Origin of the sequence: Subtercola frigoramans, assembly GCF_016907385.1 — a bacterium.
Lineage (GTDB): Bacteria > Actinomycetota > Actinomycetes > Actinomycetales > Microbacteriaceae > Subtercola > Subtercola frigoramans.
In genome coordinates this window covers 2,910,926-2,925,940 of sequence record NZ_JAFBBU010000001.1, presented here as the reverse complement: position 1 = coordinate 2,925,940, position 15,015 = coordinate 2,910,926, and the positions used below count along the sequence as shown (strand labels likewise).

Annotated in this window: 17 protein-coding genes; 8 read left to right on the top strand and 9 right to left on the bottom strand. The window is 63.7% G+C overall.

Annotated features, from left to right (window positions below):
• Positions 1-3: 3 nt before the first annotated feature.
• The 5 genes from JOE66_RS13710 to JOE66_RS13690 all read right to left on the bottom strand — a co-directional run bounded on the left by JOE66_RS13710 (position 4) and on the right by JOE66_RS13690 (position 3,508).
• Positions 4-672 carry a TetR/AcrR family transcriptional regulator gene (locus tag JOE66_RS13710; RefSeq protein ID WP_205110295.1) on the bottom strand — a complete coding sequence of 223 codons (669 nt, stop codon included), beginning with the start codon at positions 670-672 and terminating at the stop codon, positions 4-6.
• A 108-nt stretch (positions 673-780) separates the two neighbouring features.
• Positions 781-1,083, bottom strand: a complete 303-nt coding sequence (locus tag JOE66_RS13705) for an antibiotic biosynthesis monooxygenase family protein (protein WP_205110293.1) — start codon at positions 1,081-1,083, stop codon at positions 781-783.
• Positions 1,073-1,999 (bottom strand): NAD-dependent epimerase/dehydratase family protein, encoded by a 927-nt coding sequence (locus tag JOE66_RS13700; protein ID WP_205110291.1) that lies wholly within the window; start codon positions 1,997-1,999, stop codon positions 1,073-1,075. The genes JOE66_RS13705 and JOE66_RS13700 overlap by 11 nt, the downstream gene beginning before the upstream one ends.
• Positions 2,000-2,005: 6 nt before the next feature.
• Entirely contained in the window at positions 2,006-2,902 is an 897-nt protein-coding gene (locus tag JOE66_RS13695) for an NAD(P)-dependent oxidoreductase (protein WP_205110289.1), read from the bottom strand.
• Between the two features lie 153 nt (positions 2,903-3,055).
• Positions 3,056-3,508, bottom strand: coding sequence for a MaoC family dehydratase (locus JOE66_RS13690; RefSeq protein ID WP_205110287.1), 453 nt, complete (start codon positions 3,506-3,508; stop codon positions 3,056-3,058).
• Between the two features lie 91 nt (positions 3,509-3,599).
• Here JOE66_RS13690 and JOE66_RS13685 point away from each other — a divergent pair, with 91 nt between their 5' ends.
• From JOE66_RS13685 to JOE66_RS13665, 5 genes are all read left to right on the top strand, one after another.
• Positions 3,600-4,784, top strand: a complete 1,185-nt coding sequence (locus JOE66_RS13685; protein ID WP_205110285.1) for an acyl-CoA dehydrogenase family protein — start codon at positions 3,600-3,602, stop codon at positions 4,782-4,784.
• A gap of 124 nt (positions 4,785-4,908) precedes the next feature.
• Entirely contained in the window at positions 4,909-5,841 is a 933-nt protein-coding gene (locus tag JOE66_RS13680) for a LysR substrate-binding domain-containing protein (RefSeq protein WP_205110283.1), read from the top strand.
• An 85-nt stretch (positions 5,842-5,926) separates the two neighbouring features.
• On the top strand, positions 5,927-6,388 hold the full coding sequence (locus JOE66_RS13675) for a VOC family protein (RefSeq protein WP_205110281.1): 462 nt from the start codon (positions 5,927-5,929) through the stop codon (positions 6,386-6,388).
• A complete protein-coding gene (gene fabG / locus JOE66_RS13670; RefSeq protein ID WP_205110279.1) occupies positions 6,385-7,122 on the top strand; it encodes a 3-oxoacyl-ACP reductase FabG in 738 nt (245 codons plus the stop codon). Before JOE66_RS13675 ends, fabG begins: the two co-directional genes overlap by 4 nt.
• Before the next feature lie 219 nt (positions 7,123-7,341).
• On the top strand, positions 7,342-8,697 hold the full coding sequence (locus JOE66_RS13665; protein ID WP_205110277.1) for an MFS transporter: 1,356 nt from the start codon (positions 7,342-7,344) through the stop codon (positions 8,695-8,697).
• Between the two features lie 105 nt (positions 8,698-8,802).
• Here JOE66_RS13665 and JOE66_RS13660 read toward each other — a convergent pair whose 3' ends face one another.
• The gene (locus JOE66_RS13660) at positions 8,803-10,209 is read right to left on the bottom strand and encodes a serine/threonine-protein kinase (protein WP_205110275.1); all 1,407 of its coding nucleotides are present in this window, start codon (positions 10,207-10,209) and stop codon (positions 8,803-8,805) included.
• Positions 10,210-10,489: 280 nt separating this feature from the next.
• On the opposite strand from JOE66_RS13660, the gene JOE66_RS13655 reads away from it, so the two are divergent.
• Complete coding sequence (locus JOE66_RS13655; RefSeq protein ID WP_205110273.1) at positions 10,490-10,747, top strand: DUF6458 family protein; 258 nt, start codon at positions 10,490-10,492, stop codon at positions 10,745-10,747.
• A 51-nt stretch (positions 10,748-10,798) separates the two neighbouring features.
• Here the strand turns inward: JOE66_RS13655 and JOE66_RS13650 are convergent, their stop codons facing one another.
• Positions 10,799-11,572, bottom strand: coding sequence for a ParA family protein (locus JOE66_RS13650; protein WP_205110272.1), 774 nt, complete (start codon positions 11,570-11,572; stop codon positions 10,799-10,801).
• A gap of 145 nt (positions 11,573-11,717) precedes the next feature.
• Between JOE66_RS13650 and JOE66_RS13645 the strand changes: the two genes are divergently transcribed.
• Positions 11,718-12,143, top strand: coding sequence for a YchJ family protein (locus tag JOE66_RS13645; protein ID WP_239518315.1), 426 nt, complete (start codon positions 11,718-11,720; stop codon positions 12,141-12,143).
• 3 nt (positions 12,144-12,146) lie between these two features.
• On the opposite strand, the gene JOE66_RS13640 is transcribed toward JOE66_RS13645, so the two are convergent.
• Both JOE66_RS13640 and JOE66_RS13635 read right to left on the bottom strand, forming a co-directional pair.
• The gene (locus tag JOE66_RS13640; RefSeq protein ID WP_239518314.1) at positions 12,147-12,803 is read right to left on the bottom strand and encodes an alpha/beta hydrolase; all 657 of its coding nucleotides are present in this window, start codon (positions 12,801-12,803) and stop codon (positions 12,147-12,149) included.
• A gap of 2 nt (positions 12,804-12,805) precedes the next feature.
• On the bottom strand, positions 12,806-13,873 hold the full coding sequence (locus tag JOE66_RS13635) for a ring-cleaving dioxygenase (RefSeq protein WP_239518313.1): 1,068 nt from the start codon (positions 13,871-13,873) through the stop codon (positions 12,806-12,808).
• Between the two features lie 92 nt (positions 13,874-13,965).
• Here JOE66_RS13635 and glsA point away from each other — a divergent pair, with 92 nt between their 5' ends.
• Complete coding sequence (glsA, locus tag JOE66_RS13630; protein WP_205110268.1) at positions 13,966-14,961, top strand: glutaminase A; 996 nt, start codon at positions 13,966-13,968, stop codon at positions 14,959-14,961.
• Positions 14,962-15,015: the final 54 nt, after the last annotated feature.

The following is a 15,015-nucleotide window of genomic DNA, read 5'->3' as shown; positions in this document are numbered from 1 at the left end:
TCGTCACGGAATCTGTACGGTGACGATGGCCTGCAGGAACGCCCGCAGCCGCTGGGGCATATCGACGGTAGACGGATCCAGGAGCCACTGGACCTGAAGCCCGTCGGCCAGCGCGATGATGTCGATCTCGATCCCCCGGGGGTCGATGCCCTCACGAATAAGGTCACGTTCGGCGAGATTCGTTATCGCGTCGCGAACGCGCGAAAGAGCTCGTTCGTAGCGCGCTTTGAAGTAGGCGTTTGCGGGATGAGCGGGGTCGGTGGCTTCGGTAGACAGGACGGCGAACAGACTCACGATGCCGGGATTGCGTGAGTTGTGTTCGATGACCTGGAGAAGGCGGCGAAAGTATTCCACGCCGTCTTCCAACTCGGGCGGCCCATCTTTGTAGAACATCTGGTCGGCGAGGTATTCACGTTCATCGAGCACAGCCTCCAGGAGGGATTCCTTCGTGGGGAAGTGGTGCAGCAGTCCTGCCCGCGTGACGCCGCAGTCGTCGGCGATCTGTTGCATACTGGCGTTCCTGTATCCGACTGTGCCGAACGCCTTGAACGCGGCGGCGATGATCCGGTGGCGCCGCGCTTGACCCTTGGCGTACGGGCCACGCGACCCCGGGCCGGTGGCCGTCAGCCCGATCACTTCACGCGGCGACGACTCTGGTGTGGGAATCATCATTCCTCTCCGACGACTCGCTCAGAAGCACGGTGTTCTCAGGTGAACCGAACGTGTTCGTCGAGACTATCGCCTCGCAGCAATGCCGTGTGACACCGTGTGAACTGCCTGCTACGCAGAGCTCGCAACCAGCCGAAAGTGCTCCACTGAGGGGGGCTCTGCGAAGTGCGGTCTGACGATGGCGCTCCACTGCTCGTAGAGCGGTGAGGTACGGAATCCGACCGTGTGGTCTTCGAGTGCATTCCACGTGATCATCAGGAGGTAGCGGTCGGGCGATTCCACGCCGGCCCTCAACTCGTAGCTGACGAATCCCGGAGACGTCGAGAGAACCGTGTCGAGTCCCAGCCGCACGGCGGCCTCGAACTCGTCGTGGTGTCCTTCGCGGGCGCGGATGTCTGCAACCTCAAGAATCATGCGTGTTCACTCCCTTATCTTTCGGGATCTCTTCCCGAATCCACTGCAGAACCGAACCATACCTCGGGTTCCAGCCCAATTCTCGCCGTGCACGCAGGGCGCGCACACGGCTGTTGCTTCCAAACGTGAAGTAGGCGCGCGCGGCGCCCCACTGCGCTGCTGCCTCATCGGGGTCCCATGACCGTACTCCCGGAAGGCCCAGGCTGTCAGCGATGGCTTCGCCGATCTCTGCGTATGACGATTCGCCGTTCTCTGCAAAGTAGAACGAACCGGCTGGCGCGGCCTCGATGGCCAGCCGGTAGAGGTCGGTCAGATCGTCGATGTGCACGGTCGACCAGCGGTTGAGGCCCCTGCCGACCACTCTGACGACTCCGCTGGCCCGGGCCTGGTCGACGAGAAAGGGGACCTGGATGCTGCGTGGATTGACGCCTCTGCCGTACCCATAGACGAGACTCGGGCACACGACGGCCGCCCTGACCCCGTGTTTGGCGGAGTCGAGCACCATGGTGTCGATCGCATGTCTGGCTCGCTTCTTCGGCTGCACATCCAAGGGCGTCTCTTCGTCGTAGACCATTCCCGAGCCGGGTTCTCCGCGGGCGTCGTCCCCGACGATGCTGGCACCACTGGTATGAATCAGGGCTCTACCCGACCCGCTGAGCCCGTCGATCATTGCACGCACGGATGCCCGGTGGTCAGCGTCTGCGGCACTGATCACGACCTGGGCATCAGTCGATTCGCGTCTGATCAGGTCGATGTCGTCGAGCGACCCGATCACCGGGTCGATTCCTCGGTCGCTCAGGATCATCGCCTTGTCGGCAGTGCGAGTCAGTCCTCTGACGTCATGCCCGCTTGCGGTCAGCACTGCGGCCACCGACCCGCCGATGTACCCGCCTGCGCCGGTGATGAAGAACCTCATCGGGCTTCAGAGGGGGAGATCGACGATGCAGGAGTCGTCTTCCGAGGCCCAGCCCAGTGTGACGACCTCTGCGAACTGCGATTTCACAACGTCGAGCAGGGGCACCGAGGTGCGTTGTTCCGTGGCGACTTCGGCGATCAGCGCGGTGTCTTTGGCGAAGATGGCCGCGAAGGTGTCGAAGTCCCGTTCTTCGCGCGGCACGGCCATTCGGGGCCCGCGTTCTGAGAGCATCCAGGATGCCGCTGCACCATTTCGAACAAGGTTCACGACGTTCTTCGGGTCGAGCCCCATGCCTTTGGCAAATCTGATCGCCTCGGCGACGGCCGCCAGATTGACGGCGGCAAGGAGATTGTTGACGAGTTTGACGGCCTGACCGTCGCCCGGATTCTGGCCGCAGACGGTGATGCGCCCGAGGTTTTCGAGCACGCTGCGCACGCGTTCGATCGTCGGGGTGGGCGCCCCGGTGAGCAGCGTGAGGGTACCGTTCGCCGCCCCTGCCACCCCGCCGGTCACTGCGAGATCGATGACGTCGACTCCGTAGCCCGCGGCCCGCTCTGCGAACTGCCGAACGGCCGTCGGGCCGACCGTCGAGGTGACGACAGCGGTACGGAGGCGGGGGGCGTCGCCGAAGAGCGAGCTTTCGTCGAGCAGGCCGAGGAGTTGGCTGGGGCTCGCAACCATGATGATGAGCAGGGTGCTCTCGCTCAGCGCTGAAACGCTGCTTGCCGTCGCGATTCCCAGCGCCGCTGCGAGCTCGCGTTGCTTTTCAGAAGGGTCGACCGCTGTCACGTGGAACCCCGCTGCGTGCAGGTTCCGTGCCATCGGCAGACCCATGGCGCCTATCCCGATGAAGCCGATGCGAACGTCGTCGTCTGCAGCCGTAGCACTCAAGAATCTACTCATTTCCGTTTCAATCGACTCCGAAGTCAGAGGACATTCGGTTCCTGCACCCTACGGGCCGTCCTGCAGCCTGGTCCAAGACGTATCGCTTCTCAGTGTGCAACCAAAAAGCTCTAGGTCCGCCTGATCGACAGTCCTCGTGAAACTGGATGAGCCCTACTGAGCAAGGAGCCGCAGCTGCTGAGCGACGCAAGCCGGGCGATCCTGCCCCTCGATCTCCACGGTGTGTGTGACGGTCAGAAGGATGCCCTTGTCGGTGTCTCTCGCGCCGTCCAGCGCCAGGCTGTTACGAATCCGCGCCGAAACGAGCACCGGCGCTGGGAACCGGACCTTCTCGAGCCCGTAGTTGATGATCGCCGAAAAGCCCTCCGTGGCCAGAACTTCCGCGGTCATCGCGGGCAGCAATGACAGAACCAGAAAGCCATGAGCGATCGTTCTCCCGTAGGGGCCGTCGGCCGCTCGCTTCGGATCGACATGCAGCCACTGGTGGTCGCCGGTTGCCGCGGCGAAGGCGTCGATCCGTTCCTGGTCGATCGCCCACCAGGAACCACGGTGTGGTGGTGCCCCGATCAGTTCGTCGAACTGTGTCGCTGGCGTGATCGTCATCATCTGGTTCCCCTCCGATTCATATGCAAAAAGTTATGAATTGAGTGCCGATTGCATATAGTTTTCAACCTAATCTGATGAAAATATACGAGATATGGACATCCAAGAAACAAGTGACTTTTACGACGTGGCTTCGCTCCTCACGGAAGACGAGCGTGATATCGGGGATCGCGTGCGCGAATTCGTTGCTTCGCGCGTCATTCCCTCGATCAATGACCATTGGGAAGCGGCGACCATGCCGATGTCGTTGCTTGACGGCCTGAGGGAACTCGGGATCGTCGGCACCACCATCACCGGGTACGGCTGCCCGGGAATGTCGAGAACCGCGGCCGGTATCGTCGCGCAGGAACTCTCCCGGGGCGACGGCTCGGTGAACACGATCAACGCCGTGCAGAGCGGCCTCGTGATGGGCTCGATTGATCGCTTCGGAAGCGAGGGACAGAAGGAGAAATGGCTACCCGCTCTGGCTCGCCTGGAGTCGCTGGGCGCATTCGCGCTGACCGAGCCCGACCATGGGTCGGACTCCGTCGGTCTCGAGACCACGGCCCGACTCGATGGCGACGAATGGGTCATCAACGGCCACAAGCGATGGATCGGTCTGGGCAGTGTCGCCGACATCGTCATCATCTGGGCGCGAGACGTTGCCGACGACAAGGTGAAGGGGTTCGTATTGGATCGGGCATCAGGCGAGTATCCAGACGGCTACCGGCCGACCGTCATTGAAGGCAAGATCGCCAAGCGGGCCGTCTGGCAGGCTGACATCGTGATCGAGGATCTCCGCATCCCGGTTGAGAATCGGCTTCCCCACGCGAATTCATTCCGCGACGTGTCGGCGCTCCTGTCGTCGACCCGCACGACCGTGGCCTGGGAGGCGGTGGGCCACGCGATCGCTGCCTTCGAGATCGCCCGCGACTACTCGCTCGAGCGAAAGCAGTTCGGCAAACCGATCGCCAGTTTCCAGCTGGTTCAGAACAAGCTCGCGAACATGCTCAGCGACCTCACCTGCCTGCGACTTCTCGTTCTTCGGGCCTCCCGGCTTCAGGATGAGAATCGCTTGTCGAACGCGCAAGCGTCACTGGCGAAGCTCGCCGCTGGACAGAAGGCCAGGGAGATCTGCCGGGAAGCCCGGGACATGCTCGGCGGGAATGGACTGCTTCTGGAGCGTCACGTGGCCCGGCATCTTCTCGATATGGAGGTCGTGCACACCTACGAGGGAACCGACTCCATGCAGTCACTCATCATCGGTCGCGAGATAACGGGTATCGCCGCTTTCAGCTGATCCCTGTGCAGCGCCGTAGCTGGCGAGAGTGTCAGCCCGTATTGGTGGCCCATCGGCAATGAATCCTGACCCTATTGATATAGTTATGGTTCGTAAAGCCGACGGTGCTGTCAAGGGAGATGCAATGGAGCTTCGACATCTGAAAGCCTTTCTGGCGGTTGCCGAAGAGCTCCATTTCGGCCGAGCCGCTGAACGACTTCACATGGCCCAGCCGCCACTGAGTCAGTTGATCCGAAAACTCGAGACGCACCTGGGCACGCCGCTCTTCGAGCGAAGCACGCGCGCGGTTCGGTTGACGTCGGCCGGTGTCGCACTGGTTGGCCCGGCGAAGGCGGCGGTCGACGCTGCCAACGATGCCGAGCGGGCGGCACGGGCCGGGGGCCGGGGCGAGTACGGGCGCGTGACGATCGGCTTCGTCGGGGCGACGAGCAGGGAACTGATGCCGCTGCTCATGCGCGGTGTTCGTGCTGCCTACCCCGACATCGAGCTGGTGTTCGCAGGCCAGGTCTACACGAGCACGGCATTCACCCAGGTCGCCGAACGAAAGCTCGACATCGGCTTCGTTCTGATCCCCACCACCTTCCCCGGCTTGCGCTATCGCGCGCTCGAGGAGGAGACCCTCTACGCGGTCCTGCCCACCGACCACCCGCTCGCCGAACGGGAGAGCATCGAGGTCGGAGAGCTGTCGCAGGACGTGTTCGTCAGTTTTCCCTCAGACACCGGCTCGTTCGTGCGCACGGTGATGCTGGAGGTCTGCCACGACGCGGGATTCTCTCCTCGGATCGTTCTCGCTGCCCCCGACTCCTACATGATCCATGCCTTCGTCGCAGCCGGCGCGGGGGTGACCATCACGATCTCCTCGTGCCTGCACATCCAGCAGCCGGGCGTCGTGTACGTGCCCTTGCGAGGCATCCAGCAACGGTATCAATCTGCCCTGGCCTGGCACGAGGAGAACTCCTCCGCCGCCGTACATGCAGTGCTTCGAGTTGCTGACTCCGTGTTGCCCCGGCCCGAACATCCACTGTCGCCCGTGCCGCAGGTGGTACAGCGATTGTGATGGTATCGCTCTTATTCCGAGCCTGATTGGGTATTGGACACGACGGAAGAGCCTTGTAAAGATCAGTCAACGAAAGGACACACTCATGGCCACTCTTCGACTGCATCATGTCAACGTCACATCTGACAACATGGGCACCCTGGCAGCGTTCTACCGGGATGCGCTGGGTCTGGAACTGCTGCCTTCCCCTCCCATGATCGCCACCAGCGCCAATGACGGCACAGACGGTGACGAGGAATGGGACGAGGGCGCCAAGTTCTTCAACGCCGGCGACCCTGTCGAGCTGCAACTGCACGCGACCCGTCGCCAGCCCTATCTGGCTGCGCAGGAGGGGCACTCGGTCAACCCGCTCATCGCTGGGCACTTCGCTTTTCGCACCGACGACATCGAGGCCGTCAAAGCCCAGCTCACCGAGAACGGAATTCCCTTTGACGATTGGGGAATCTGGTCAGTCAAGGGCTGGTACCAGATCTTTTTGACCGACCCGGCCGGCAACATGATCGAGATCCACGAGCTGAAGGACGATGCTCTTCCCTCGCCGTCATGATCGTTGCGGGCAAAGTCGCGGTGATCACTGGAGCGGCTGGCGGGCTCGGTCTCGCGATGTCCCGGCGCCTTCTGGCTGAGGGAGCTCGCGTAGTGCTCACGGACATCTCCCAGGAGGCATTGGACAGGGCGCTCGCGGAGCTGGATTCTTCGGGCTCCGCTGTCGGCGTCGTGGCACGTGCGTCAGATCCGAACGACGTCGAAACCGTGGTGACGAAGACGGTCACCGAGTTCGGCAGGCTCGACGTGTGGGTCAACAACGCAGGCATCACTCGCGACGCAACGATGCGCAAGATGTCTGTCGAGGACTTCGACCTGGTGATCGACGTGCATCTGCGCGGTACCTGGCTGGGAACGCGGGCCGCCGCGAACTGGATGCGCGACAACGGTGGTGGCTCCATCATCAACGTGTCATCCATCTCGGGCAAGGTCGGCAACGCCGGCCAGACGAACTACAGTGCGGCGAAGGCCGGCATCGTCGGGCTGTCGAAAGCGGCCGCGAAAGAGGTCGGATTCGCGGGCGTGCGCGTCAATGCCATCCAGCCGGGGCTGATTCGAACGCCCATGATCGAATCCATGCCCGACCACGTCAAGACCGCGCGCTTGGCCGAAATTCCGCTCGGGCGATTCGGCGAGCCTGACGAGGTCGCCGATGTGGTCCTGTTCCTGGCCAGCGATCTCTCGCGGTACCTGACAGGGACCGTCATCGAGATCTCGGGTGGCCGCAACATCTGATTCTCGGACGGGCTCGGGCGCCCATCCGGTAGTGGCTGAGTACTTATTTGTATCGAGTCTCAATTTCAGCAAGTTTCGGTATTAGACATCAATCAATCGCCTTGTCATTCTCTATAGACAAGGTCGCCAACCCGCACAGACCGACAGCCGGACGACCAGTCCCTCTCGTTCACAGCGACGCATCCCTGCACGTAATGCTGATCAAAGGAGATACAACGCATGACGCAACTCACCGCTGAGGAGCAGCGAACAGCCGCTCTCGGCTCACCACAGAAACTCAAGACCGCTCTGGCTGCCGGCACCGGCGCGATGATCGAGAACTACGACTTCCTTGCCTTCGGAACCGCATCTGCGCTCTACTTCGGCAAGGCATTCTTTCCCTCGGCCGACCCCACCATCGGCACGCTCCTCGCGTTCCTGACCTTCGGGGTCGGGTTCCTTGCACGCCCGCTCGGTGGGGCCATCGGTGGCTACCTCGGAGACAAATACGGGCGCAAGCCAGTTCTCGTCACCTCGCTTCTGGTGATGGGCTCGGCGACGTTCGTCATCGGTCTTCTGCCCACCTACGGGCAGATCGGCTTCCTCGCTCCGCTCATTCTCGTTGCGGTGCGCCTGATCCAGGGTCTCGCCTACGGTGCCGAATGGGGAGGGGCCGTCATGATGACGTTCGAGCACGCTCCCTGGCGGAGCAAGGGTGCCTATTCGGCCATTCCCCAGGCCGGGAGTCCGACAGGAATCGCCCTTGCCACCGTGGTGTTCCTGGTCTCGGCCCAGCTGGGCAACGATTGGGCGTGGCGGATTCCGTTCCTCGCCAGCGCAGTGCTCATCGCCGTCGGCCTGTTCGTTCGCCTGAAGCTCGAGGAGTCCCCGGACTTCAAGGAGGCCAAGATCGCGGGTGAGATTCTGAAGAACCCGCTCAAGGAGGTCGTTCGCAAGGGATGGCGCACGATCGTGCAGATCATCTCGCTGCGCATCGTGGAATCCTGCGCGTACTACATCGTCGCGACGTTCCTGCTGTCGAACATCAACGTGCATCACCCGGAGGCCAAACAGACGACACTGTTCGCCCTTCTCATCGCTTGTGTGATCGCTATCCCCGCTGTGATCACCTCAGGCTGGATCTCCGATCGCATCGGCCGCAAGCGGATGTACTTCATCGGCACGATCGCCGTGATCGCCTTCGGGTTCCCCATGTTCCTGTTGACCAACGGTGGAGACCCGGCGTTGATCGTGCTCACCTACATCATCGGCATCAGCCTGATCTGGGCGTCTCTGGCGGGCGTGCAGGGTGCCTGGTTCGGAGAGCTCTTCCCCACGAACACCCGCAACTCGGGAGTCTCGCTGGGTTACCAGCTCGCGTCGAGCATCTCCGGGTTCGCTCCGTTCATCGCTGGTGCACTCGCAGCCACGTTCGGCTGGGTGGGCGGCTCGCTCTTCTACATGCTCGTCGGCGTGATCGGACTGGTCGGTGTGCTGGTCACTCGTGAGACCTGGGGCAAGTCGGAGCGCGCCCGGGTCCAGGCGATTCTCGACGGAACCGCCTCGACCGACGCCTCGGTGAACGCGGTTCGCTGACCCGGTTCATCTGAACAGCTCAAGGAACGGCTCATCGGAGACGGTGTGTCTGAGGCTCCGCTAGGGGCCGGCAGGCGCACCGTTTTCGTTCGGGTGAGGCCTGGTTCAGCCCTTCCCTTTACCCTTGTCCTTCCCGTTACCGTTGGTGCCATTCCCGTTTCCGTTGTTGCCCGAAGTTCCACCATCGGCGGGAGTTGTCGAGTCGACCGGTGCCGCGGTCTGTTCAGCGGGCGTCGGCGAATTGGTCGCTGTCGCGGTCTGTGCAGTTGTCTCAGGCGTCGGAGTGGGTGTAGCCGTGGGAACGGAGACGCCGGTCTGCGCCGGGTCAGACACCGAGGATGCGTTCGAGCCAGCGAGACTGGTGCCGGCCCAGATCACGCCGCCTAGCAACACGAGCACGGCGGCGGCAACAAGGGGAGCGCGGCGTCTGCCCTGTGGGGTGGGCGGGTCCTGGGTGAGGAGTTCTGCCGCACCAGAGAGTCTCTGTGTCGCCGCAGTGTTCGACATGGTGTTCGCCCGCGTGTCTGACGCTGTGCTCGACGCTCTGGGCAGAAGCTCGCTCGGCATTCTGACCGTGGGTGTCGGCATCGCCGCGGTGGCGGCATTGATCGTTCCCGCTCCTGCGGCAGTTCCAGCGGCGGTGACGAGCTGCCACCCGGCCAGGTCTGCAGCGACACCCCGTGCGCGCACGGCCACGTCGAGGGCGCTCGGGCGGGCATCCGGGTCGCGTGCGGTCATCTGGGTGAGCAGCGTGATCCAGCTTGCCGGGATTCCCTCACCGACCACAGGATCCCGGAAGGCGCGGGCGCTCAGCGATTCGACGATCGTGCCGGGATACTCCCGCCTGCCAGTGAGGCACTCGAGGATGACGAGACCGAGCGCATAGACGTCGGTCGCAGGGCCCGGTTTCGCCCCCGAAGCCTGTTCGGGGCTCAAGTATGCGGCGGTGCCGATGACCGTTCCGATCGTCGTCATGCGATCGGCACCCACGAGGTAGGCGATTCCGAAATCGGCGAGTTTCGCCCGATGAGTGGGCGAGGGCAGCCCGGTGGGTGCCAGGAGGATGTTCGCGGGTTTCAGGTCGCGATGCACGATGCCGATGGCGTGCATCGCAGAGAGGCCTTCGGCGATGTCGCTGGTGATCTGGGCGACGAGGTCGCCGGTGAGCCTCGCCGCGCCCCGCGCATTGTCGAGGGCCGAGCGTAGGTCGAGCCCGTCGATGAGCTCCATCACGAGAAAGCTGGGGATCGCTGAGTCGCCACCCGCGAGGTGAGCGTCGTACATCGTCACCAGGTTGGGATGATTCAGCCGGGCGAGCACATCGACCTCCCCCCGCCGCCGGCCGTCATCGCGTGCCTCGCCGGCGCTGAAGAGCTTGACGGCGACCTTTCGGCCCAACTGGGTGTCGAGCGCTTCGTACACGGTGGAGAATCCGCCGGAACCGATCCGACGCACGATGGCGTAACGGCCAGCGAGGGTCCTGCCGGTCCAGCCGGTGCCGACCTCTGTCATGACTCTGCCTCTGATTGACGGATCTGGGAGTGCGCCTCCCGGAGTGGTCCGTGTCGATCCAGCGGGCCGGAAGGCCTCCCCGCACGGTAGTCATTGTGACTGATCCGCGCGTCTGACGCGAGCTGCGCGAGCCCGCTTGACACCGGCCCCGGCCCGTGTCAACCCCATACCCGGCCAGGTGTCGGGTTGTTACGATCGCTGGGTCCTCAAGCGAGGCACGCCGTGTCGGTCTGCTGCTCCGCAGTATGTCAGTCAGGCGAACGAAGCAAGGAGAACCATCATGAGTCTTGGATCAGGAATTGTGCTCTTCGTCATCGGGGCGATCCTCGCCTTCGCCGTTGACGTGCAGGTGTCGTGGATCGATCTGCACCTCGTCGGCTACATTCTCATGGCGGCCGGTGTCCTGGGAATCATTCTCGGCATCGTCTTCATCACCCGCCGTCGCCAGACCACCATGACGACACGCTCGGCGGTCGATCCGGTCAGCGGCGAGCACGTTTCACGCCGCACCATCGACCGCGACGACCCGCTGGTCTGATTCGAGCAGTTTGAATCGTCGGGCGGCGCATGTGCAATCGCCGAGCGCCGATCAGCGCTTACGCTTGCGCGGCTTCGACTTGTTCGTGGCCTTCACGTTGGACTGCACCCGCACCCAGAGTTCGCTGAATGCGTTTGCGGATTCAGTTCGAGGTGCGTAGACCCCAACAGGTGAGCGTTCGGTTCCCATCCGCTCGATCACGACGCTCGACGGCACAACGACGTTGACGACCACACCTCTGTCGCGTGGTAGGTCTCTCACGGCTTCGCGGTGAAGCGTCTTTCGCCGGTCGACCATGGAGAGAAAACCGAGCACGGGTGCGGAACTGGCGGAGCCCGACACGAAATCGGTGACCTGCTCCAGCGAACGCAAGGAGAGTGGCGAGGGCACCACCGGCACAACGACGAGGTCTGCCGCATTGACGGCATTCGACGCGACCAGCGATGCTCCCGGGGGGCAGTCGAGAATGACGACGTCGTAGTCGCTCGCGACGGTCTGCAGAATCCGCGAGAGTCGACTTGTTGACCCTTTCGCGTGGTCGAGCACCAGGTCGAGGTCGCGGTAACTGGCGTCGGCCGGCAGCACATCGAGCCGCTCGAATGCCGACGCCTTGATGGCACTCTTCGCCGCTACCTTACCCCCGACGAGCCCGTCGACACCTCCCTTGAGTTTCGGCTTGACCTCGAGGAGGAACGTTGCGGCCCCCTGGGGATCGAGATCCCAGAGCAACACACGGAAGTCTTCCGAAGCGGCCCAGGCGAGGTTCACCGCCGCAGTCGTCTTGCCGACTCCGCCCTTGGTGCTGTACACCGCGACGATCTTCATGCGACACCCGCCGTTGCTTGATGCGTGTTCGCCTCTCGTTCAGCGAACGTTCACGTGACGAACCTACTGCTGGCTCACCGCAATGCAGGGGGGACCGCGCCGTGGGCGGGCTATTCTGGGCTGGTCTGTGCTCTGGAGGATGACGATGACCGGCACCCCCGCTTTCGCATGGCCGCAGCTGGCCGAGACCGACCGGTGCCCGTGCCTCAGCGGGCTGCCCTACGGTGAGTGCTGCGCGCCTGCCCACTCCGGGGCCCAGCCGTCGCTCACCGCCGAACGGCTCATGCGATCGCGATACTCCGCGTTCGTTCTGGGCGACGAACCCTACCTGCTGGCGACCTGGCACAGCTCAACCCGCCCTGTGTCGCTCGGGCTCGACCCGGCACAGCGCTTCTACCGGCTCGACATTCTCTCGAAGACAGGCGGTGGGATGCTCGACCGCTCGGGCACCGTCGAGTTCGTCGCCCGGTTCAGGCTTGACGGGCGCGCCGGTCGACTCCACGAGACCAGTCGGTTTGTCTCCGAGCGCGGTTGCTGGTTCTACGTCGATGGAATCCTCGGCGACTCCTGATCTTCAGCTCGCCGCTGTTGCCAACCAGGCCTGTGCTTTCTCGATCTCCTCGGCGGTGATTCCGTGGCCGCCGCTTCGAGCGACACGCTCGACGCCGGCGCCGGCCCGAAGCAATTCGGTCTCGAGCTGGTCGACCGACGATGACGGCGCCATCGGATCGGCTTCTCCGTTCAGCAGCAGCACTCGGGAATCCGGGAGCGGCAAAGGAAGCTCACGGTTGCCGAGAGGGTACATCCCGGAGAACGCCATGGCGAGGGTGACAGTTTCGGGGTGCAGAACCGCAAGCGCGAGGGCGATGTTCGCGCCGTTCGAGAAACCGACCGCAATGATGGGCCGAGCATCCATACCGGGTGCCAGGCCGTATTCCTGACGCGCCCAGGCTACAAACTCGGCGAGTTCAGCCGCCTTCACGTTCACGTCGTCGACGTCGAACTGCCCCTCGGCGATGCGGCGGAACCATCGGGTCGCACCGTGCTCGCTCACCCTGCCACGGGGAGCGAGCACGGCCGCCTCAGGGTCGATGGCGTCAGCGAGCGACAGGATCTCACGCTCGTTGCCGCCCGTGCCGTGGAGCATGAGCAGTACCGGAGCGTCTCTGCGAGCATCGAGCCCCGGTCGGTACACGTGCGGCCACGACGAAAGCTCCGCGGCGTCCATCATGGCTATGCTCCCGTGGAATCTGTGTCGCTATGTATGGAGTCGCTGAGTACGGAGTCGTTGAGTACGGAGTCGTTCCGTACGGAGTCGCCCAGCGCGGGATTGTTCTCTGCGGGCAGCCGAACGGGGATGACCGAGTGCTCGATCGCCTCGCGCGACGGCTCGAGCCACGGCGGCAGTTTCAGGCTGCGGCCGAGTTCGAGCAGCGGTTCGTCGATGTCGAACCCGGGGGTGTCTGTGGCGATCTCGAAGAGTACGCCGCCGGGCTCACGAAAGTAGATCGAAGTGAAGTACTGGCGGTCGAGAATCTGCGTGACCTCGTAGCCGTGGCCGGCGAGCTGCTCGCGCCAGAGCTGCTGGGTCTCCTGGTCGGGCACGCGGAACGCGATGTGGTGCACGGTCCCGCCGGCGGTGAGGCCGGTCTGTGCCTTCGGGTCGGCGATCACGTCGACGATGTGCCCGGCGAGTTCGGAGCCGCCGGCAGAGAAACGCAGACGGTTGCCCTGCTCAGAAATCAGGGACATGCCGAGTTCTTCGGTGAGCACCCGCGCGGTGCCCGTCGGGTCTTTCACCGTCAGAACAGAGGAGTGCTGGCCCCGAACGGCGAACTCGGCGGGTACGGATGCTGAATCCCACGGGTCGCGCGGGTCGACGATGCTCGAGGCCACCAGGTCGAGTTGAAGTCCGTCGGGGTCGCGCAGCGAAAGGCGTTCCTCTGCCTGGTTCTCGCTGGTGACAGTGGATTCTACGCCGAGCCCGGCGAAGTGCGACTTCCACCAGCCGATGCTCCCTGCCGGCACGGAGAAGGCCGTGCTGGTCGACTGGCCCGCGCCGATGCGGCCTGGGCGGATTCCCTTCCACGGGAAGAACGTCATCAGAGAACCGGGGCGGCCTGCGTCGTCGCCGTAATACAGGTGGTAGGTGCTCGGGTCGTCGAAATTGACCGTCTTCTTCACGAGCCGGAGGCCGAGGCCGGTGATGTAGAAGTCGATGTTCTTCTGCGGGTCGCCTCCGATCGCGGTGACATGGTGTAGTCCGGAGGTCTCGGCGGTCATGGTGTTCTCCTGTTTCATGAACGATTGTATGTATGCAAACGTATGGAAATCTGGATTATTCCCGAGATGTTGCCTGACCACTATCGTGGTGTTGAAAGTGGGGCACTGACATGAGCACCGAAATCGATCCCGACGCCACTCGCCCGCCCCGACCGCGGGTCTCGACGGGCGTTCTGCCGTCGATCGCCGAGGTCACGGCGCTGCTGGACGAAGCCCACGGCCGTTACCGCCATCTCGACGAGGGTGATGTCGCCGACTACATTCCCTCGCTCGGTGAGGCCGACCCCTCACTGTTCGGCATCAGCGTGTGCGGGGTGAATGGCGGAATCAGCAGTGTCGGTGACGCGCTGCGTGAGTTCAGCATCCAGTCGATCTCGAAGGTGTTCGTCTTCGCCCTGGTGTGCCAGCACAGCGGCCATGACGCCGTGTCTGAGCTCGTCGGGGTGAACAGCACCGGCCTGCCGTTCAACTCGGTCATGGCGGTCGAGCTCAACGGCGGCAACCCGATGAACCCCTTGGTGAACGCGGGGGCGCTCGCGACCACGAGCCTGGTGCCGGGTGACGACGCCGAAGAGAAGTGGGCCTTCATCCAGCACGGGCTTTCGGAGTTCGCCGGTCGCCCGCTCGAGCTGGATCAGTCCACCTTCGAATCAGAGACCGCGACCAACCAACGCAATATGGCGATCGCGCGCCTGCTCCAGAGCTACGGGCGCATGAATTTCGACCCGATTGTGACCACCGAGGTCTGCACGAAACAGTGCTCGCTGCTCGTCTCTGCGCGCGATCTGGCGGTCATGGCAGCCACACTGGCATGCGGGGGAGTGAACCCGGTCACGGGTATTCGCGTCGTCGACGCCCGGGTCGCCAGGGACACGCTCTCGGTCATGGCGACGGCCGGCCTCTACGAGCTGTCGGGCGACTGGCTCTTCGAGGTCGGGGTCCCGGCGAAGAGCGGTGTGTCGGGTGGCATCGTCGCCGTCTCGCCGGGCAAAGGCGGGCTCGGCACGTACTCGCCTCGTCTCGACCCCGCAGGCAACAGCGTTCGTGGGCAGCGCACCGCGCGCTTCCTCTCCATCGCCCTGGGGCTCGACATCTTCGCTTCGTGAACGGCTCACGTTACGGGCTTGTCACTGACAGGCGTGTCACCTGTCCAGCGGCGT

Coding starts and splice junctions, on each gene's coding strand:
- JOE66_RS13710 (WP_205110295.1), bottom strand. CDS start 672: ATGATGATTCCCACACCAGAGTCGTCGCCGCGTGAAGTGATCGGGCTG.
- JOE66_RS13705 (WP_205110293.1), bottom strand. CDS start 1,083: ATGATTCTTGAGGTTGCAGACATCCGCGCCCGCGAAGGACACCACGAC.
- JOE66_RS13700 (WP_205110291.1), bottom strand. CDS start 1,999: ATGAGGTTCTTCATCACCGGCGCAGGCGGGTACATCGGCGGGTCGGTG.
- JOE66_RS13695 (WP_205110289.1), bottom strand. CDS start 2,902: ATGAGTAGATTCTTGAGTGCTACGGCTGCAGACGACGACGTTCGCATC.
- JOE66_RS13690 (WP_205110287.1), bottom strand. CDS start 3,508: ATGATGACGATCACGCCAGCGACACAGTTCGACGAACTGATCGGGGCA.
- JOE66_RS13685 (WP_205110285.1), top strand. CDS start 3,600: ATGGACATCCAAGAAACAAGTGACTTTTACGACGTGGCTTCGCTCCTC.
- JOE66_RS13680 (WP_205110283.1), top strand. CDS start 4,909: ATGGAGCTTCGACATCTGAAAGCCTTTCTGGCGGTTGCCGAAGAGCTC.
- JOE66_RS13675 (WP_205110281.1), top strand. CDS start 5,927: ATGGCCACTCTTCGACTGCATCATGTCAACGTCACATCTGACAACATG.
- fabG (WP_205110279.1), top strand. CDS start 6,385: ATGATCGTTGCGGGCAAAGTCGCGGTGATCACTGGAGCGGCTGGCGGG.
- JOE66_RS13665 (WP_205110277.1), top strand. CDS start 7,342: ATGACGCAACTCACCGCTGAGGAGCAGCGAACAGCCGCTCTCGGCTCA.
- JOE66_RS13660 (WP_205110275.1), bottom strand. CDS start 10,209: ATGACAGAGGTCGGCACCGGCTGGACCGGCAGGACCCTCGCTGGCCGT.
- JOE66_RS13655 (WP_205110273.1), top strand. CDS start 10,490: ATGAGTCTTGGATCAGGAATTGTGCTCTTCGTCATCGGGGCGATCCTC.
- JOE66_RS13650 (WP_205110272.1), bottom strand. CDS start 11,572: ATGAAGATCGTCGCGGTGTACAGCACCAAGGGCGGAGTCGGCAAGACG.
- JOE66_RS13645 (WP_239518315.1), top strand. CDS start 11,718: ATGACCGGCACCCCCGCTTTCGCATGGCCGCAGCTGGCCGAGACCGAC.
- JOE66_RS13640 (WP_239518314.1), bottom strand. CDS start 12,803: ATGATGGACGCCGCGGAGCTTTCGTCGTGGCCGCACGTGTACCGACCG.
- JOE66_RS13635 (WP_239518313.1), bottom strand. CDS start 13,873: ATGAAACAGGAGAACACCATGACCGCCGAGACCTCCGGACTACACCAT.
- glsA (WP_205110268.1), top strand. CDS start 13,966: ATGAGCACCGAAATCGATCCCGACGCCACTCGCCCGCCCCGACCGCGG.